The sequence below is a fragment of the Comamonas sp. wu1-DMT genome (assembly GCF_040187805.1).
GTDB lineage: Bacteria > Pseudomonadota > Gammaproteobacteria > Burkholderiales > Burkholderiaceae_C > Comamonas > Comamonas thiooxydans.
In genome coordinates, this window is sequence record NZ_JBANEM010000002.1 from 38,199 (window position 1) to 56,979 (window position 18,781).

18 protein-coding genes and 1 pseudogene are annotated in these 18,781 nt (G+C 62.2%); 6 read left to right on the forward strand and 13 right to left on the reverse strand.

Translation table 11 applies throughout. From position 1 onward, the window contains the following. Positions 1-105: 105 nt before the first annotated feature. Positions 106-744 carry an aminoacyl-tRNA hydrolase gene (gene pth, locus V8Z78_RS04255; protein ID WP_003066030.1) on the forward strand — a complete coding sequence of 213 codons (639 nt, stop codon included), beginning with the start codon at positions 106-108 and terminating at the stop codon, positions 742-744. 80 nt (positions 745-824) lie between these two features. On the opposite strand, the gene V8Z78_RS04260 is transcribed toward pth, so the two are convergent. Further along, on the reverse strand, positions 825-1,085 hold the full coding sequence (locus V8Z78_RS04260; protein ID WP_003066028.1) for a YfhL family 4Fe-4S dicluster ferredoxin: 261 nt from the start codon (positions 1,083-1,085) through the stop codon (positions 825-827). Between the two features lie 175 nt (positions 1,086-1,260). Between V8Z78_RS04260 and V8Z78_RS04265 the strand changes: the two genes are divergently transcribed. The 5 genes from V8Z78_RS04265 to V8Z78_RS04285 all read left to right on the forward strand — a co-directional run bounded on the left by V8Z78_RS04265 (position 1,261) and on the right by V8Z78_RS04285 (position 6,648). Further along, on the forward strand, positions 1,261-2,223 hold the full coding sequence (locus tag V8Z78_RS04265; RefSeq protein WP_003066026.1) for an ABC transporter permease: 963 nt from the start codon (positions 1,261-1,263) through the stop codon (positions 2,221-2,223). Beyond that, complete coding sequence (locus V8Z78_RS04270) at positions 2,220-3,125, forward strand: ABC transporter permease (RefSeq protein WP_349730988.1); 906 nt, start codon at positions 2,220-2,222, stop codon at positions 3,123-3,125. Before V8Z78_RS04265 ends, V8Z78_RS04270 begins: the two co-directional genes overlap by 4 nt. A gap of 6 nt (positions 3,126-3,131) precedes the next feature. Next, positions 3,132-4,160, forward strand: a complete 1,029-nt coding sequence (locus V8Z78_RS04275; protein WP_349730989.1) for an ABC transporter ATP-binding protein — start codon at positions 3,132-3,134, stop codon at positions 4,158-4,160. Continuing rightward, positions 4,157-4,987: an ATP-binding cassette domain-containing protein gene (locus tag V8Z78_RS04280; RefSeq protein WP_179625558.1), complete on the forward strand. Its 831-nt coding sequence runs from the start codon at positions 4,157-4,159 to the stop codon at positions 4,985-4,987. Before V8Z78_RS04275 ends, V8Z78_RS04280 begins: the two co-directional genes overlap by 4 nt. A 173-nt stretch (positions 4,988-5,160) precedes the next feature. Then, positions 5,161-6,648 carry an ABC transporter substrate-binding protein gene (locus tag V8Z78_RS04285; RefSeq protein ID WP_003066019.1) on the forward strand — a complete coding sequence of 496 codons (1,488 nt, stop codon included), beginning with the start codon at positions 5,161-5,163 and terminating at the stop codon, positions 6,646-6,648. A gap of 190 nt (positions 6,649-6,838) precedes the next feature. On the opposite strand, the gene V8Z78_RS04290 is transcribed toward V8Z78_RS04285, so the two are convergent. The 12 genes and pseudogenes from V8Z78_RS04290 to V8Z78_RS04345 all read right to left on the reverse strand — a co-directional run bounded on the left by V8Z78_RS04290 (position 6,839) and on the right by V8Z78_RS04345 (position 18,780). Next, positions 6,839-7,486 (reverse strand): LysE family translocator, encoded by a 648-nt coding sequence (locus V8Z78_RS04290; RefSeq protein WP_349730990.1) that lies wholly within the window; start codon positions 7,484-7,486, stop codon positions 6,839-6,841. Positions 7,487-7,564: 78 nt separating this feature from the next. Next, positions 7,565-8,455, reverse strand: a complete 891-nt coding sequence (locus V8Z78_RS04295; RefSeq protein ID WP_003066016.1) for an EamA family transporter — start codon at positions 8,453-8,455, stop codon at positions 7,565-7,567. 195 nt (positions 8,456-8,650) lie between these two features. Beyond that, on the reverse strand, positions 8,651-9,373 hold the full coding sequence (folE, locus tag V8Z78_RS04300) for a GTP cyclohydrolase I (RefSeq protein WP_003073932.1): 723 nt from the start codon (positions 9,371-9,373) through the stop codon (positions 8,651-8,653). A 205-nt stretch (positions 9,374-9,578) separates the two neighbouring features. Then, a complete protein-coding gene (locus V8Z78_RS04305; protein ID WP_003066010.1) occupies positions 9,579-10,343 on the reverse strand; it encodes an endonuclease/exonuclease/phosphatase family protein in 765 nt (254 codons plus the stop codon). 14 nt (positions 10,344-10,357) lie between these two features. Then, complete coding sequence (gene nudB / locus V8Z78_RS04310; protein WP_349730991.1) at positions 10,358-10,861, reverse strand: dihydroneopterin triphosphate diphosphatase; 504 nt, start codon at positions 10,859-10,861, stop codon at positions 10,358-10,360. Positions 10,862-11,105: 244 nt separating this feature from the next. Then, positions 11,106-12,912 (reverse strand): annotated as a pseudogene (gene aspS, locus V8Z78_RS04315) (aspartate--tRNA ligase). An 18-nt stretch (positions 12,913-12,930) separates the two neighbouring features. Further along, entirely contained in the window at positions 12,931-13,575 is a 645-nt protein-coding gene (locus V8Z78_RS04320; RefSeq protein ID WP_003058473.1) for a DUF502 domain-containing protein, read from the reverse strand. A 14-nt stretch (positions 13,576-13,589) separates the two neighbouring features. Beyond that, positions 13,590-13,874: an FmdB family zinc ribbon protein gene (locus tag V8Z78_RS04325; RefSeq protein WP_003066005.1), complete on the reverse strand. Its 285-nt coding sequence runs from the start codon at positions 13,872-13,874 to the stop codon at positions 13,590-13,592. Positions 13,875-13,975: 101 nt separating this feature from the next. After that, the gene (locus V8Z78_RS04330) at positions 13,976-15,427 is read right to left on the reverse strand and encodes a high affinity choline transporter 1 (RefSeq protein WP_349730992.1); all 1,452 of its coding nucleotides are present in this window, start codon (positions 15,425-15,427) and stop codon (positions 13,976-13,978) included. Positions 15,428-15,462: 35 nt separating this feature from the next. Next, positions 15,463-17,031 carry a ubiquinone biosynthesis regulatory protein kinase UbiB gene (ubiB, locus tag V8Z78_RS04335; protein ID WP_003066001.1) on the reverse strand — a complete coding sequence of 523 codons (1,569 nt, stop codon included), beginning with the start codon at positions 17,029-17,031 and terminating at the stop codon, positions 15,463-15,465. Continuing rightward, positions 17,028-17,639: a hypothetical protein gene (locus tag V8Z78_RS04340; protein ID WP_003065999.1), complete on the reverse strand. Its 612-nt coding sequence runs from the start codon at positions 17,637-17,639 to the stop codon at positions 17,028-17,030. The genes ubiB and V8Z78_RS04340 overlap by 4 nt, the downstream gene beginning before the upstream one ends. 139 nt (positions 17,640-17,778) lie before the next feature. Further along, on the reverse strand, positions 17,779-18,780 hold the full coding sequence (locus V8Z78_RS04345; protein WP_034362179.1) for a Tim44 domain-containing protein: 1,002 nt from the start codon (positions 18,778-18,780) through the stop codon (positions 17,779-17,781). Position 18,781 lies beyond the last annotated feature (1 nt).

Sequence of the window (18,781 nt, forward strand, 5' to 3'; positions counted from 1 at the left end):
TGCCGCTGTACTCCAAGAAAAGGCCCACCTCGGTGGGCTTTTTCTTTGGTCCATGCACAACAGCCCTCGCCCGCCCAGCTTTGCTGGCAAGAAGATAATCGAGCAATGATCAAACTGTTTGTCGGCCTCGGCAATCCTGGCCCTGAATATGAAGACACCCGGCACAATGCCGGCTTCTGGTGGATCGATGCGCTGGCGCGCGAACTCAAGGTCAACCTGGTTCCAGAACGCAGCTACTGGGGATTGATGGCACGCACCAGCATCCACGGCCAGAGCATCTGGCTGCTGGAGCCGCAGACCTTCATGAATCTCTCGGGCAAGTCGGTCGGCACACTGGCCCGCTTCTTCAAGATTCAGCCCGAGGAAATCCTGGTCGTGCATGACGAGCTGGACTTCGAGCCCGGCGTGGTCAAGCTCAAGCTCGGCGGCAGCCATGGCGGCCACAACGGCTTGCGCGATATCCATGCCCAGCTGGGTTCGCCCAATTACTGGCGTCTGCGCGTGGGCATAGGCCACCCCGGCCACAAGGGCGAAGTCGCCAGCTGGGTGCTCAAAAAACCGGCCCCCGACCAACTCAAGCTGATCGAAGACGCCATCGCACATTCGCTCAAGGCCTGGCCCGATATGGTGGCCGGCCAGATGGACAAGGCGACTCTCGCGATCCACACCACCAAGGCACCACGCCCCAAGCCACCCCGCAAGCCTGCGCCCGAGGCCGCCCAGCCCGCAGCTGGCGAGGCCTGAACCCGAGGCAGAATGAAAAATAGCTCCTGAATCAGGAGCTATTTGCGCTTGATATACAAAGAATTCAGACTCAAAGAGCCTTAACTTTCTTTCTTGGCCTGCGTAAGCAGCTCATATTTCTTGAACAGCACCTCACGGCTTTCGATGTACTCGGGGTTCACCGGTATGCAGGCCACGGGGCAGATCTGCACGCACTGGGGCTCGTCAAAATGACCCACGCACTCGGTGCACTTGTGCGGATCGATTTCGTAGAACTCCTCACCCATATAGATGGCATCGTTGGGGCACTCGGGCTCGCACACATCGCAGTTGATGCATTCATCGGTAATCATCAATGCCATGTGCCAGCTCCTGTGAAGTTCTCGGTATCGACCCACATTATCCCAAGCTCCCCAAGACATGGCAGCGCCCGGGACAAAGCCACCCCCTCCCGGACGCGGCACAATTGCCGCTATGCTGCGCAGCACGCAAACACCGCGTCTGAGCCCACTTCACGATGAAACAACGCCCCACGCCATGAGCATCTTCTTGCTCAAACGCCTGCTTACGCTGGTCGCCACATTGATCGGTGCCTCCATCGTGGTTTTCGCCGTGCTGGAAGTCCTGCCCGGCGATGCCGCCCAGATGCTCATGGGCCCCGATGCCGAGCCCGAGGCCGTGACGGCCATGGTTCAGCAACTGGGCCTGGACCAGCCCGCGCTGACGCGCTACTGGCAGTGGATAACCGGCTTGCTGCACGGCGACATGGGCGACAGCTACGTCTATGGCTCGCCCGTGGCCGAACTGGTCTGGGAACGCCTTGCGGTCACCGTGCCGCTGGCCATCATGGCCATGTGCATCACCGCCGTGCTGGCCATTGCTGCGGGAGTGTTTGCAGCCGCCAACCATAAACGCTGGGGCGATGTAGGCCTCATGGGCCTGGCCCAGATCGGCATTGCCATCCCCAACTTCTGGTTTGCGATTCTTCTGATCCTGCTGTTCTCGGTGAAGCTGCAATGGTTCTCGGCCGGCGGCTTTCCGGGCTGGAGCGAGGAGGCCGGCGGCGGCTTCTGGCCTGCGCTGCAGGCACTGCTGCTGCCGGCCGTTGCGCTGGCCGTGGTGCAGGCAGCCATCCTGGCGCGCATCACCCGCTCTGCGGTGCTGGAGGTGCTGCGCGAGGACTTTGTGCGCACGGCCCGCGCCAAGGGGCTGTCACGCGGCGAGGCGCTCTGGCGTCATGTGCTGCGCAACGCCATGATTCCCGTCGTCACCGTCATGGGACTGCAGTTCGCCAACCTGCTGGCAGGCACCATCGTGGTGGAGAACGTGTTCTATCTGCCGGGCCTGGGCCGGCTGATCTTTCAATCCATTTCCAACCGAGATGTGATCGTGGTGCGCAACTGCGTGCTGCTGCTGGCCGCCATGGTGGTGGTGGTGAATTTTGTCGTCGACGTGCTTTATGCCGCCATCGACCCCCGCATCAAGGCCGGCGATATATGAGCAGGCAGACCGATACCCGCGCCAGTGTGAGCGACTACCCGACACGCGCCTTCACGCGCACACAGCCCCAAGGCTTTGGCCGGCGCGCCTTGCAGCACCGCAGCTTTGTGCTCGGCGCCCTGCTCACGACCTTGCTGATTGTCGCCGCTCTGCTGTCTTTTGCCTGGACCCCCGGCTCGGCCTATGAAGTGGATATGGACGCAGCCCTGCAGGCCAGCAGCAGCCGGCACTGGCTGGGCACCGATGCCTTCGGGCGCGATATTGCCTCGCAGATTCTGGTCGGCGCACGTGCGTCGATTGCCGTGGGCCTGATCGCCGTGGGCATAGGTCTGACGCTGGGTGTGGTGCTGGGCCTGGTCGCCGCTGCACGCCGTGGCTGGGTGGAGGAAATCATCATGCGGCTGGCGGACTTCACCTTTGCCTTTCCAGCCCTGCTCTCGGCCATCATGCTCACAGCCGTGTTTGGAGCCGGCATGGTCAATGCCATCATTGCCATCGGCATCTTCAACATCCCCACCTTTGTGCGCATCACCCGCGCCTCGGCCAATGCCATCTGGGCGCGCGACTACGTGCTGGCCGCGCGCGCCTGCGGCAAAAGCCGCAGTGCCATCACTTTGCAGCATGTGCTGCCCAATATTGCGGCCGTACTCGTCGTGCAGGCTACCATTCAGTTTGCACTGGCCATTCTGGCCGAGGCCGCCCTATCCTATCTGGGCCTGGGCACGCAGCCGCCCCAGCCATCCTGGGGGCGCATGCTCAGCGAAGCCCAGACCCTGATGTTCCAGGCGCCGCTGCTGGCCGTCTGGCCCGGCCTGGCAATCGCCTTGTCGGTGCTGGGCCTGAACCTGCTGGGCGACGGTCTGCGCGACCTGCTGGACCCCCGACTGACACGCGAGCGTTGAATCACCATGGCTTTGCTTGAAGTCTCCAACCTCACCATCAATCTGCAGACCCATCGCGGCCGGGCTCAGGCCGTGCGCGATGTGAGCTTTACGTTGGAGCGCGGTGCCACGCTGGGCCTGATCGGCGAATCGGGCTGCGGTAAATCGCTGACGGCATTGGCGCTGATGGGCCTGCTACCCGAACACGCACAGGTGGACGGCAGCATCCAGCTGGACGGCCAGGAACTACTGGGCCTGAGCGAGCGCCAGCTCTGCGCCCTGCGCGGCAACCGCATGGCCATGGTGTTTCAGGAACCCATGAGCTCCCTCAACCCCGTGCACAGCATCGGCCGCCAGGTGGCAGAGCCGCTGCGGCTTCATCTGGGAATGAGCCGCGCCCAGGCCCGCGCCCGCGCCACCGAGCTGCTGGAGAGAGTGGGCATTGCACAGGCTGCGCAGCGGCTCGATGAATATCCGCACCAGTTCTCCGGCGGCCAGCGCCAGCGCATCATGATTGCCATGGCTCTGGCCTGCGGTCCCGATCTGCTGGTGGCCGACGAGCCCACCACAGCCCTAGATGTGACGGTTCAGCAGCGCATTCTGGATCTGCTGCAGGAGCTGGTGGCCGAGCATTCCATGGCGCTGGTGCTCATCAGCCATGATCTGGGCGTGATTGCCCAGAATGCGGAGCAGTTGCTGGTCATGTATGGCGGCACCGTGGTCGAATCCGGCATGACGGAAGCGGTGTTCGCCAGGCGCGCCCACCCTTATACGCGCGGCCTGTTTGCTGCACGCCCGCAACTCCACGCCACAGAAGGTACAGCCCATCTGCCCACCATTGCCGGAGCCGTGCCTGAGCTCGTGGACCTGCCCGCAGGCTGCCCGTTTGCGGGCCGCTGCGCCCATACTCAGGACGAGTGCTATGTGCAGCGTCCCCAGCCTCGCACGCTGCACCAGCCCAGCATGGCGGCACCTGCCTCTCTCGCTTCCTGGCGCCAGCCCCATGTGGCACGCTGCCTGTATGAACAGGTGCTGACGGCAGGAGCAAGGACATGAACGAGCCAGCCGAAACCTCTGAAGCTGGAACCAGCAGCGCAATCTTGCTGAGGGTTAGCGGCCTGAAACGCGCATATTCACGCCCCCGTACATCGCTGTGGCACAAGCCCGAGCCGCTGCAGGCGCTGCGCGGCGTGAGCTTCGAGCTTCAGGGCGGACAAAGCCTGGGCGTGGTCGGCGAATCGGGCTCCGGCAAGTCCACGCTGGCACGTCTGGTCATGGCTCTGGACCGCCCCAGCGAAGGCAGGGTGGAACTGCTGGGCCGCAATCTGCACCGGCTGTCCGAACAGGAACTGCGCGCCGCGCGGCGCGACTTCCAGATGGTGTTTCAGGACCCCTATGGGTCGCTGGACCCGCGCATGACAGTGGAAGCCATCGTCAGCGAGCCTTTGGGAACGACTCATGAGAAGCTCAGTCGCCCTGCCAGGCGCCAGCAGGTGCTGAGCGTGCTTGACCAGGTCGGTCTGCGCGCGCAGGACGCCGACAAATATCCGCACGAGTTCTCCGGCGGCCAACGCCAGCGCATCGCCATTGCCCGCGCTCTGATAACCCGCCCCCGCCTGATCGTGGCCGACGAGCCGGTCAGCGCGCTCGATGTCTCGGTACAGGCCCAGGTGCTCAATCTCATGCAGGACCTGCAGCGCGAGCTGGGCCTGTCCTATCTGTTCATCAGCCATGACCTGGCCGTGGTCCAGCATGTCTGCGATCAGGTCATAGTGCTCCATCAGGGTGAAGTGGTGGAGCGCGGCACACCGCGCAAGCTGTTCTCCGCCCCCGAGCACCCCTATACCCAGGCCTTGGTCAAGGCCGCACCGCAAGTCATCTGAACCGGGCCGGCAAACAGTTGTTCACACTCGCAGCAGCGATATGCCTGCGACCACTGCGAAGACTGCTCCGACTGGTGTAAAAACGCATATGAAACAAGTCCGCTCCCCGCGATGACTTGCAGCGCTTTTGATGGCCCCATGCGGCCAGCCCCCCCCCATCGGAGACTTTGTTGATGCTCAATCGCCGCTCCTTGCTGGCCAGCTCGGCTGCCAGCTTGCCCTTGTTCGCCGCCTGGCCTGCCATGGCCCAGGCCAAGAAAGACAGTGTCACGCTGGCCATGACGCTGGAGCCGCCAGGACTGGACCCCACGGCCGGGGCGGCCTCCTCGATTGCCGAAGTCGTGCTCTACAACGTGTTTGAGACGCTGACCAAGATCAACTCCGACGGCAGCGTCTCGCCTCTGCTGGCCGAGAGCTGGGAAGTCTCGTCCGATCTCAAGACCTATACCTTTCGCCTGCGCAAGGATGTGAAGTTCCAGAACGGAGAGCCCTTCAACGCTGCCGCCGTCAAGTTCTCGTTCGACCGCGCGGCCGCCGACAAAAGCACCAACAAGGACAAGCGCACCTTTGCCAATCTGAGCACCAAGGTCGCCGACGAGCATACGGTGGTGCTGACCAACCAGGAGATCGATCCCGACTTTCTGTTCATGATGGGTCAGGCAACCTCCATCGTTGTCGAACCCAAGAGCGCCACCACCAACGCCAGCAAGCCCGTGGGCACCGGCCCCTACAAGCTGGCGGCCTGGGCCAAGGGTGCATCGGTCACGCTGACCGCCTGGCCCGGCTATCGCTCGGCACAGAGCATTCGCATCAAGCGCGCCGTGTTCCGCTTCATCCCCGATCCCGCAGCACAGGTTGCAGCCCTGCTGGCCGGCGATGTCGATGCCTTCCCGCGCGTCTCGCCGCGCAGCGTGCCCCAGTTCAAAGCCAACGCCCGCTTTCAGGTGGTGGTGAGCAACTCGCGCGCCAAGACCATTCTGGCCATCAACAATGCGCGAAAGCCGCTCAGCGATATCCGCGTGCGCCGTGCCATTGCCGCCGCCATCGATCGCAAGGCCGTGATTGCCGGTGCCGCCGATGGCTATGGCGTGCCCATCGGCAGCTACTATGTGCCCACGGCCTTTGGCTATGTGGACACCACAGGTGTCAACCCCTTTGACCTGGAAAAAGCCAAGGCTTTGATGGCTGAAGCTGGCGTCAAGACCCCGCTGACCCTGACCATGACGCTGCCGCCCGCGCCCTATGCGCGCCAAGGCGGCGAGCTGATTGCAGCCCAGCTGGCCAAGATCGGCATCCAGCTCAAGCTGCAGAATGTGGAATGGGCACAGTGGCTGTCGGGCACCTACACCAACAAGAACTACGACCTGACCATCATTTCGCATGTGGAGCCGTTTGATCTGGGCAACTTTGCCAAGCCCGATTACTACTGGGGCTACCAGTCCCAGGAATTCAACGAGCTTTTCGACAAGATCAAGCACACACCGCGCCCCGCCGACCGCGCACGCCTGCTTGGCGACGCCCAGCGCCTGCTGGCGCATGATTCGGTGCACGGCTTTCTCTACACCCCGCAGTGGGTGACCGTGGCGAACAAGAAGCTGCGCGGGCTGTGGAAGGACATGCCGGTGTTTGTCAATGACTTGTCTGCGCTATCCTGGGGATAAGAACGACAAGCTCCCCCTGAGGCGCTACGCGCCTTCCCCCTGCCGGGCGCCTCTCTCTACGTGCTTCGCACACTATGGGAGGGGACAGAGAGGGACTGAGGGGGACGAAAGCCTCGCTGCGGCGCGGCCGGCACAGGCCCTTGCTCGCTGCCCCTTTGCTGGGGCGCGCCAGTTTAAAGAGTGTTTGCCTCTAGCGTTGCACCATCACAAGGCGAAGTGCGAGCGCACCGAAAACGGTCGCAGCAATGCGGTTCAGCCAGCGCTGGGCGCGCACGGAGCGCTGCAGGATCTGGCCAAAGAGCCCCGAGAAACAGGCGATAGAGCCAAAGACCAGCCAAGCTGCTGCCATGAAGACGCTGCCCAGCACCATGATCTGCACTGGCACGCTGCCGCGAGCGGGGTCGGCGAACTGGGGCAAAAAGGCCAGAAAGAAGATCAGCACCTTGGGGTTGGTCAGGTTCATGACCACGCCTCTGCCCACCCAGCCCATGGCGGAGCGCAGAGTCAGCACATCGCGCTGCTCCTGCGCCCTGGCACTTTCTTCGACGCTGACCGGCGCATGCCATGCACCCCAGGCCAGATAGGCCAGATAGGCAGCGCCGCAGAGCTTGAGCACCGTGAACAGCATGGGCGATGTGGCCACCACGGCCGCCAGTCCCAGTGCCACGGCGGCCGTATGTCCGACAATGCCCAGACACAGGCCCAGCACCACGCACAGCCCTACGCGCCAGCCGCGCTGTGCCGATTGCGCCAGCACAAACAGGTTGTCGGGGCCGGGGCTCAGGCCCAGCAGCAAGGCCACGCCAAAGAATGTGATCAGGACTTCCCAGGTCGGCATTTTCAGATCTCTTCAAAAACAATAGCTATTTGCGATTCATCGGCAAGGGCTACAGGCCTTTTCGACAAACGACTCACTTCAACCCAGCCCCAGTGCCGTCACGCCCAGGGCAATCATCACGGCCCCGGCAATGCGCAGGGCCCGGTCGCCCTCGCCCAGCAACCTGCCGCCGATCAGCGCTGCGAACAACATGGACACCTCGCGCGCAGGCGCGACATGGGAGATGGGCGCGCTTTGCACGGCATAGAGCACCAGCACATAGGCAATGGGGCTGAAGAAAGCCACCACTGCCGCGTAACGCCACTGCAGACGCCACAGGCGCTTGGTCTCGGGCCAGTCCCTGGCGGCCAGCGGCGCCAGAATCACCAGGCGGATCAGGTTGCCCATATAGTCCACCAGAATCGGCGACATCAGCAGCATCTTGACGGCATAGCTGTCCACCACGGTGTAGCTGGCAATGAACAAGCCCGTCAGCAGGCCATAGTAGAGGCCCGCGAGCACACGCTGACGCGCCTCCAGGTCCTGTCCGTCGCGAATGGCCACGATCATGCGCGGACCGCCCGCGATCAGGAACACACCCAGCACAACGCCCGCAATGCCGGCAGCCCCCAGCGTTGAAATCTGTTCCCCCAAAAACATCACCGCCACCAGCGATGAGATCAGTGGCCCGCTGCCGCGCGCCAGCGGATAGACCACGGTGAGATCGGCCACGCGGTAGCCGCGCAGCAGCACCACGAAATAAGCCACATGCAGCACGGCGCTGGCGGTGACGAAGGCCCACTCCATCCAGCCCCAGCCCGGCACCACATCCTTGCCCAGCCACCAGCCCAGCGGCAACCAGATGACGGCATTGCAGATGGCGGTGTAGAGCGAAAAACGGGCATCTCCACCCGCCTTCTTGGCCACGATATTCCAGCCCGAATGGATCAGGCCGGCCAGAATGATGAGAGTGAACGCTTGCAGGGACATGAGAGCCGGAAATGCAAAAGGCCGCGCGATGCGCAGCCTTTTGAAAGGAAAAATTCAGTGCTTCATCTGGCCGAACATGGCCAGTGCGTGATGAAACTGGCGCAGCACATGTGAGAGACGCCAAGCAAGGGCCGCCCCGCAGCGAAGGCGTCGTCCCCCCTCGGGGGAAGGCGCGAAGCGCCACAGGGGGATCATTTATTTTCTAGCTGCTATGAGCGACAGGAATTCGCGGCGCAGTTCGGAGTTGGTGAGGAAAGCGCCGCGCATGACGGAGTTCAGCATCTTGGAATCCATCTCGCGCACGCCGCGCCAGGACATGCAGAAATGCGAGGCCTCCATGACCACGGCCAGCCCGTCGGGTCGGGTCTTGTCCATGATCAGGTCGGCCAGCTGAATGATGGCCTCTTCCTGGATCTGCGGGCGACCCATGATCCAGTCCACCAGACGCGCGTACTTGGACAGACCGATCACATTGGTGTTCTTGTTGGGCAGCACGCCGATCCAGATCTTGCCGATCACGGGACACAGGTGGTGACTGCAGGCGCTGCGCACGGTGATCGGGCCGACGATCATCAGCTCGTTCAGATGCTCGGCATTGGGGAATTCAGTGATGGCCGGCTGATGCACATAACGGCCGCGGAACACCTCATTCACATACATCTTGGCCACACGGCGGGCCGTGGCGCGCGTGTTGTGGTCATGCACGGTGTCGATGACCATGGAGTCGAGCACGCCCTGCATCTTCTCCTGCACCTCGTCCAGCAGCTTCTCCAGCTCGCCGGGCTCAATGAATTCGGCAATGTTGTCGTTGGCGTGGAAACGTTTCTTAGCTGCCTGCAGCCGCTCGCGGATCTTGACCGAAACGGGTGTTCCTTCGGCTGAGTTGTCTTTTTTCATGTCGGCGAGATCTCTGAACATTCAAGAATGGTACCAGTGAATCAACTTCCCGAAGCTACAAAGGATTTGCCGTCCAGATGCATGTTTACAAGGCGTTGGAAGCTATGGTTTCAGGAGCAATCTCAAAATAAGCATGCACCCGACCGGAGACAGCGAGCAAGCGCCGCCGCGCGGCGAGGCTGTCGCGCCCGCCCGAGCAGCAGGCGCGGGGCCGGGATCAGGGCCGCTACAGCTTGAACTCTGCGATCAGCGGCAGATGATCCGACATGCGCCACCAGATGCGCCCCTTGGGCACCTGCAGCCCCAGCGGGGTCAGGCCGCGCACATAGATATGGTCGAGCTGCGCAATCGGCAGCCGCGAAGGGTAGGTCAGAATGCCCTGCGTTTCCTCGTACTCGAACAGGCCGAAACCCGCCAGCATGCGCTTGATCTGGTTGCCCCAGTCATTGAAGTCGCCCGCCACCACCAGCGGCGCATTGGGCGGCACCTCGCGTTCGATGAAACGCTGCAGCAACGCAATCTGGCGAATGCGGCTGCCCGGAATCAGACCCAGGTGCACGACGATGGAGTGCACGCGCTTACCGTGGATGTCCAGCTCCACATGCAGCAGGCCGCGCTGCTCGAAGCGGTGGTCAGAGATGTCCTCATGCTGGTAGCCGATCACGGGCCAGCGACTGAGCAGCGCATTGCCGTGCTCGCCGTCCCGGGTGTAGGCATTGGTCAGATAGACGGACTCGTAGCCTTCGGGAGCCAGATACTCGGCCTGCGGCACATTGGGCCAGCGGTCGAAATACTGCTCCTCCTTGCGGTTCATCTTGCGAACCTCCTGAAGGCAGACGATGTCCGCATCGAGCTGTTCCACCGCGAGTCCCAGATTGTGAATCTCCAGCCTCCTGGCAGGGCCCAGGCCCTGCACACCCTTGTGAATGTTGTAGGTGGCCACGCGCAGGATCTGCGGCTCTGGCGGCGTAAACAACTGAACTTCAGACATAGGCACTGTTGGTTTCAAGGCTGCGGCCTGCAGCGGCGCTCGACCAGCGCCGGCTCGAAGCGCGGCAACAGCAAAATAGCTTCTGCGTTGGAAGAAGAAAAGCAGCGCTGGGCTGCCTCACGCCAATCATGCCAATCATGTCCGGTGTGCTCCCTGGGATTCAAGTGCACGGTCATGTGATGCGGCACACGGAGGCCGAAGACACGCTCCTGGTTATGGCTGACGCCCGGCGCGTAACGATGCAGCCATTGCGGATAGATGGCGTAGACGTTCTCGAGTTCCCAGTCGGTCAGGCAACAGTCCGGCGCCAGCGCATCGATGCCGGTTTCCTCGAGCACCTCGCGCACGGCGGTTTCATGCCAGTCCTCGTCCAGGCTGTCCTTGCTGCCCGTGACGGATTGCCAGAAAGGCTCTCCCTCGGGCGCGGCAATGCTTCGACGCAGCAGCAACACCTGCCCGTCTTCGCGGTAGATCACGACCAGCACGGACTGCGGAATCTTGTAGGGCCTGACTTCCATCGCAGCATATTAGCGCGGCCAGCATGACAGCAGGCTGAGTCGCCCTGCTGCTTGATAGCCATCAATATTCATAGCTTCAATCGCTCTCCATTCAGTGAATTCAGACTGAAAACCATCTGAATTTCAAGATTGACAGGCGCAAGCAGCTCCCGATTTCAAAGCAATAAAAAAAGCGCCAGCCGCTTTCGCGAACTGGCGCCCGGGTGTGAACAGCGACCGGCGCTGTTCACGGGGAGCTTGGGAATCAAGCCTCGGTGGTGACCACCATGGGGTTGCGCAGCTTGATGTGCAGCTCGCGCAACTGCTTCTCGTCCACGGGCGAGGGAGCCTGGGTCAGCAGATCCTGGGCGCGCTGTGTCTTGGGGAAGGCAATCACGTCGCGGATGGAGTCGGAGCCGGTCATCAGCGTGATCAGACGATCCAGGCCGAAGGCCAGACCGCCGTGGGGGGGGCGCACCGTACTGCAGCGCGTCCAGCAGATAGCCGAACTTGGCACGTTGCTGCTCGGGCGTGATGTTCAGGGCTTCAAACACCTTGGCCTGCACGTCGGCACGGTGGATACGCACCGAGCCACCGCCCAGTTCCCAGCCGTTCAGAACCATGTCGTAGGCCTTGGCAATGCACTTGCCGGGATCGGTGTCCATCAGGTCTTCGTGACCATCCTTGGGCGAGGTGAAGGGGTGGTGCACGGCCACCCAGCGGCCGGATTCCTCGTCATGCTCGAACATGGGGAAGTCCACCACCCACAGAGGCGCCCACTTGTCTTCGAACAGGCCGCTCTTCTTGCCGAATTCGCTGTGGCCGACCTTCAGACGCAGGGCGCCGATGGAGTCGTTGACGATCTTTTCCTTGTCGGCGCCGAAGAAGATGAGGTCGCCATCCTGCGCGCCGGTGCGCTTGAGGATTTCGGCAATCGCTGCATCGTGCAGGTTCTTGACGATGGGCGACTGCAGGCCTTCACGGCCCTTGGCCACTTCGTTGACCTTGATCCAGGCCAGGCCCTTGGCACCGTAGATCTTGACGAACTCGGTGTAGCCGTCGATCTCGCCACGCGAGATGGCTGCACCGCCGGGCACGCGCAAGGCCACGACACGACCGCCCTTGGTGGTGGCGGGGGTGGAGAAGACCTTGAAGTCCACATCGCCCATGATGTCGGTCAGCTCGGTGAACTCCAGCTTGACGCGCAGGTCGGGCTTGTCCGAACCGAAGCGGAAGGCCGCGTCCTGGTAAGTCATGATGGGGAACTCGCCCAGATCCACGTTCAGCTGGGTCTGGAACACTTCCTTGATCATGCGCTGGAAGATGGCGCGGATTTCCTCTTCGTTCAGGAAGGAGGTTTCGCAGTCGATCTGCGTGAATTCGGGCTGGCGGTCAGCGCGCAGGTCTTCGTCGCGGAAGCACTTGGTGATCTGGTAGTAGCGGTCGAAGCCCGAGACCATCAGCATCTGCTTGTACAGCTGGGGCGACTGGGGCAGAGCGAAGAATTCACCGTCATGCACACGCGAGGGCACCAGGTAGTCGCGGGCGCCTTCGGGCGTGGACTTGCCCAGCATGGGAGTCTCGATGTCGATGAAGCCTTCCTTGTCGAGGAAGTTGCGCACCTGGATGGCGGTCTTGTAACGCAGCATCATATTGCGCTGCATCACGGGACGGCGCAGATCCATCACGCGATTCGTGAGGCGCACGGTTTCCGACAGATTGTCATCGTCCAGCTGGAAAGGAGGCGTGACGGAAGCGTTGAGCACGTTCAGCTCATGGCACAGCACTTCGATCTGACCGCTCTTGAGCTTGTCGTTGGTAGTGCCGGCGGGACGCGCACGCACCACACCCTTGACCTGCACGCAGAACTCGTTGCGCACGTCTTCGGCCACCTTGAACATCTCGGCGCGGTCGGGGTCGCAAACCACCTGCACATAGCCTTCGCGGTCGCGCAGGTCGATGAAGATCACGCCACCATGGTCACGGCGGCGGTTCACCCAGCCGCACAGGGTCACGGTTTCGCCCATTTGGGCTTCGGTCACCAGACCGCAGTATTGAGAACGCATTGCCATGAAAATTCTTCCTGCACCTTAGGGGTGCGACAAGGTTGTTTGTTTGGATTCTTCGATCAGGGCGAGGTCTGGCGGAGCCACCACGCCCATCGAAACAATGTATTTGAGCGCCGCATCCACACTCATCTCCAGCTCGATGCACTCGCTCTTGCGCACCAGCACGAAGTAACCCCCGGTGGGGTTGGGCGTGGTGGGCACGAAGACGCTCACATATTCATCGCGCAGCAAAGCCGCCACTTCACCGCTGGGCTGGCCTGTGACGAAAGCCACGGTCCATACGCCCTCGCGCGGCCACTGCACCAGCACTGCCGTGCGAAAAGCGTTGCCGCTGTCGGAGAACACGGTGTCCGAGACCTGCTTGACACTGGAATAGATGGAGCGCACCACAGGAATGCGGCGCACCAGCGCATCACCCCAGCCCACCAGCTTGCGGCCGATGAAATTGCTGGCAATGCCGCCCACGAGCAGCAGAATCAGCAAGGTCAGAATAACGCCAAAGCCCGGAATATGCATGCCCAGCAATCTGTCGGGCTGCCAGGCTTCGGGAAGAATGGCCAGCGTCTGATCCAGCGTTCCGATGATCCAGTTGAGCACGCCCAGCGTGATCACCAGGGGAACGATGACCAGCAAACCGGCAATCAGCCACTTGCGCAATGCAGACATAGTGTGGGTAAGCCTCAGGAATTGGCGGGCGCAGGGGCAGGGGCTGCAGCAGCTGCGGGAGCAGGGGCTGCGGCACTGTCACTGGATGAAGAGGTGCTTGCAGCCGGCTTGCTGCCGCTGTTCTTGAAGTCCGTGGCATACCAGCCAGAACCCTTGAGCTGAAAGCCCGGAGCGGTGAGCTGCTTGGAAAAGGCCTCGGCCCCGCAAGCTGGGCACACGGTCAGCGGCGCGTCCGAGATTTTCTGCAGCACATCCTTGGCGTGACCGCAGGAGCCACACTTGTATGCATAGATAGGCATAGCGCTAAAAACGGGGGAAGTGCAAAAACCCTCAATTATAGGCGCCGCCCCTGGTTTTGCTGCGCTGCGCAAGCAAGCCCCGGTGCAGCCGGTTTGCACTCTCAAGCCTTGATCTCGACAAAGGACTCTATTTCACGGTGATGGTTGCTGATCCACTGCGGCAGCAGCGAGCCTGCCAGCATGCCGGCAACCGCAGCCAAAAGACCAGCCAGCTGCTGTGGAAAAGCCTGGTTGAGCGCAGGCGTGACCATGAATACCAGCCACACACCGATGCCCAGCGCCACGGCGCTGATGGCGCCCTGGGTGGTGGCCCTCTTCCAGTACAGGCCGAACACCAGCGGCACGAAGGCCCCCACCAGCGGCACCTGATAGGCGCTGGCGACCAGCTCATAGATGGGCGTGCCTTCCATGGCTATCGAATAGGCCAGCACGCAGGCCGCGAACACCAGCACGCTGATGCGCATGGTCCTGAGATTGTCCTTGTCCGTGGTGTAGGGACGGAACTGGCGCCAGATGTTCTCGGTAAAAGTCACGCTGGGAGCCAGCAAGGTGGCCGACGCGCAGGATTTGATGGCCGAGAGCAGCGCGCCGAAGAACAGCACCTGCATGGCAAACGGCATCTTGTCCATCACCAGGGTGGGCAGCACCTTCTGCGGATCATCGGCCAGCAGGGCCGTGGCTTCGGCGGGCATGATGATGAGCGCACTGGCCACCAGGAACATGGGCACGAAGGCAAAGATCACATAGCAGGCGCCACCGATGATGGTGCCGCGCACGGCCGATTTCTCGGTGTCTGCCGACATCACGCGCTGGAAGATGTCCTGCTGCGGAATCGAGCCCAGCATCATGGTCACGGCAGCACCGATGAAGAAGACGATTTCATGCAGCGAGGGCTCGGGCAGAAACTTGAAGAGATCGCGGCTGGTGGCCAGATCGACCACCTTGCCCGCGCCGCCCGCCATGTCACCGGCAAAGAAGGCCAGTATCAGCAGGCCGGCGACCAGAATGATCATCTGCACGAAATCCGTCACTGCCACGGACCACATGCCGCCGAACAGCGTGTAGACCAGCACGGAGAGCACGCCTATCGTCATGCCCATGGGAATGCTGACGACACCGCCCGAGAGCAGGTTGAACACCAGGCCCAGCGCCGTGACCTGGGCCGAAACCCAGCCCAGATAGCTGAGCATGATGATCAGCGAGCAGACCACCTCGATAGCTCGGCCATAGCGCGAGCGGTAGTAGTCGCTGATGGTCAGCAGATTCATGCGGTAGAGCTTGGCCGCAAAAAACACACCCACCAGAATCAGGCACATGCCCGCGCCAAACGGATCTTCCACCAGCGCATGCAGACCGCCTTCGATGAACTTGGCTGGCACGCCCAGCACCAGCTCGGACCCGAACCAGGTCGCAAAGGTGGTGGTGATGATCATGTAGAGCGGCAGATGACGGCCGGCAATGGCGAAGTCCGCCGTGTTCTTCACGCGTCTGGCGGCCCACAGACCAATGCCGATGGTCACTAACAGGTAGACGATCACCAATGAGAGCAGCACGCTGGCACTCCTCGAACTCTAAAGAAAGGGAAAGCTCAGAAGCGGATGCGCAGCAGAACCTGCAGCACCACCAGACCGATGACGAAACCGATGCCGCCGCAGAGGATGGCCTGCAGCAGACGGTTGGTCGTTTTCTGCTGCTGCAGCAGCTCCTTGAGCAGGGTCTCGCTGTCATTGCCGGCTCCGTGCCTGGACAGATACTGGTGCAGCACGCGCGGAATGTCGGGCAGAATTTTGGCGTAGCGCGGCGCCTGTGCCTGCAGCTCATGCCATAGGCGCTGCGGCCCCATCTGGTCCAGCATCCATTTCTCGAGAAACGGCTTGGCCGTGCTCCACAGATCGAGGTTGGGGTCGAGCTGACGCCCCAGGCCTTCAATATTGAGCAGCGTCTTTTGCAGCAGCACCAGTTGGGGCTGGATCTCGACCTGGAAACGGCGCGAGGTCTGGAACAGGCGCATCAGCACCATGCCCAGCGAGATTTCGGCCAGCGGCCGGTCGAAATAAGGTTCGCAGACGGCGCGGATGGCTGCTTCCAGCTCCTCGACGCGTGTCGTGGCAGGCACCCAGCCGCTTTCCACATGCAAGGCGGCAACGCGCTTGTAGTCGCGGCGGAAGAAGGCCAGGAAGTTCTGCGCCAGATATTCCTTGTCGAACTCGGTCAGCGTGCCGACGATGCCGAAGTCCAGCGAGATATAGCGTCCGAAGGTATCGGGCTCCAGGCTGACCATGATGTTGCCCGGGTGCATATCGGCATGAAAGAAGCCGTCGCGGAACACCTGGGTAAAGAAGATGGTCACGCCATCGCGCGCCAGCTTGGGGATGTCCACGCCGGCTTCGCGCAGGCGCTCGACCTGGCTGATGGGCACGCCCTTCATGCGCTCCATCACCATCACATCGGTGTGGCAGTAATCCCAGTGGATCTCAGGGATCAGCACCAGATCCAGCCCTTCCATATTGCGGCGCAGTTGCGCGGCATTGGAGGCTTCGCGGATCAGGTCCAGCTCGTCATGCAGATAGTTGTCGAACTCGGCAACCACTTCCTTGGGCTTGAGGCGCTTGCCATCATGGGAGAGCTTTTCCAGCCAGCTCGCCATCATGTGCATCAGTGCCAGATCCTTGTCGATCACGGACTTCATGCCCGGGCGCAGCACCTTGACGGCGACATCGTGCTCGACGCCAGCCTTGTCGCGAACCCTGGCAAAGTGCACCTGGGCGATGGACGCGCTGGCCACGGGCTCACGCTCGAAGCTGATGAAGATCTGCTCCAGCGGCTTGCGAAAGGAACGCTCGATGGTGTCCACCGCGATCTGGGAATCGAACGGCGGCACGCGATCCTGCAGCTTGGCCAGCTCCTCGGCCACATCGGGCGGCATCAGGTCGCTGCGGGTGGACAGAACCTGACCGAACTTCACGAAGATGGGGCCCAGCTCCTCCAGCGCTTCGCGCAGGCGCACGCCACGCGGCTTGTCCAGCTTGCGACCAAAGGTCAGCACACCGCGCAGGCTGCGCAGGCGCGGATGCGGAATCCCGGAGAGCACCAGCTCGTCGAGTCCATAACGAAACACCACCCAGAGGATGGCCCAGCCTCGCAGAAAGCGGCTCATGGCTGTGTGTAATCGGCCCCGGGCATGGCTGCCACGGGTGCCGTGCCGGCAGGATTGGCGACATCGGCAGCAGAGGCAGACTTGCTGCCCATGCGTGCGCCGACGAACTGACGCAGCCCCTGTGCGGCCGTGCGTGCCACCTTGCCAATGGTGTGGGCCGGCACATCGCCAATCAGGCGAGCCAGATCTTCCTCCACATCCCACTTGACGTTATCCACCAGCCAATTGATCTCGGCGGCAAACTGCACATCGCCTTCGATGCGAATGCTGGGCTTGTCGCCACGCAAGGCCGTCTGAGCCAGCGACAGAGGAGAGGTCTCGGTGACTTCCAGCATCAGATCGGGTGCGGCCTCCGCAGGAGCCACGTCGAACAGGCCAGCAGGAGTGACCAGCAAGGCGACCGAATACTGGCGCCATTGCACGCGCGCAATACGCCCCTTCTGGCGCACGAGGCGGTCCATGGCCTCTTTTTCCTGCATCAGCACGTGATTGAGGAAAAGCACCAGACGCTGGTGCATTTCACTCACCAGCCATTCGGGAGCTTGGGGACCGGCCATCACGCGTTCGACGAGACCGCCCAGAAAAGAAAAAGGGGACTGTGTTGCCATAGTCCCCGATTATTCATGAAATTGATTCCCCCCTGTGGCGCTTTGCGCCTTCCCCCCAAGGGGGACGGCACCATCGCTGCGGGGCGGCCCTTGCTCGGTGCCCCTTGCATGGGCCGCGAGCAATCTCCTCCTGCGGCGCTTATTGCAGCGCCTGCACGCCTGCCACCAGCCAGCCGCTGGTGCCACTCTTGGGCTTGGTCATGTTCCAGACTTCACGGAAGGGGCTGGGGCCTGCCGATGCCTCTTCGCGGATCATGCCGGAGAACTCGACGCTGGCCATATAGCCATTGCCCAGATCTTCGATGCCCAGCAGTTGCGCATCGATCATCAACACGTCGGTGTGGTTGGGTTCACCGGCACGCTGGCTCTCGCGCTCGGACAGCTGGCTGCGGATTTCCGCGAGCATCTCGTCGGTCATCATCGAGCGCAGAGTGGTGATGTCGGACCTGTCCCAGGCCGACTGCAGCGTCACGAAGTTGCGCTTGGCTGCCGTGAGAAAGCCTTCGGCATCGAAGTCTGCAGGCACGCCCCAGTTCTGCGAACCCGACAGGGCAGAGCCGATCATGGAGCCGCCAGCTGCAGCTGCGGCTTCGGGAATATGGTTCTGTTCCCAAGGACGAGCCGACGCGTCATTGCCCACTTTTTCGGGGTTGTACTGGCGTGCCTGAGGTGCATTCACATCACCGCCCAGATTGCCTGCGCCCTGAAAGGCGAATGGACTGCTGGTGCTCTGCACGGCAGGCGCTGCCTTGCGACGGCGCATGATCATGCCAACCACCACCATGATCACCATGGCCAGCAGACCGAACATCAGCATATTGGCAAAGGCTTCGCCCATGCCCAGCGAGTTGGCCAGCCAGGCCAGGCCCAGGCCTGCGGCCAGGCCGCCCAGCATGGCGCCCCATGGCTTCTTGGGTGCAGCAGCCGGAGCCGCTGCAGGCGGAGCAGCACGGTTTTGCTGCGCCGCACTCTGCTGCGGAGCCTGCTGGGTATTCTGAGCGGGAGCACGAGACGCTTCGCGTTGAGTGACGTTGCCCGACTGCTTGCCGAACGATGAGCCACCGCCCATGCGTTTTGCATCGGCCTGACCATGTGCCACCACCAGCATTGCCACCAAGGCGATTGACCAAAGTTTCTTCATC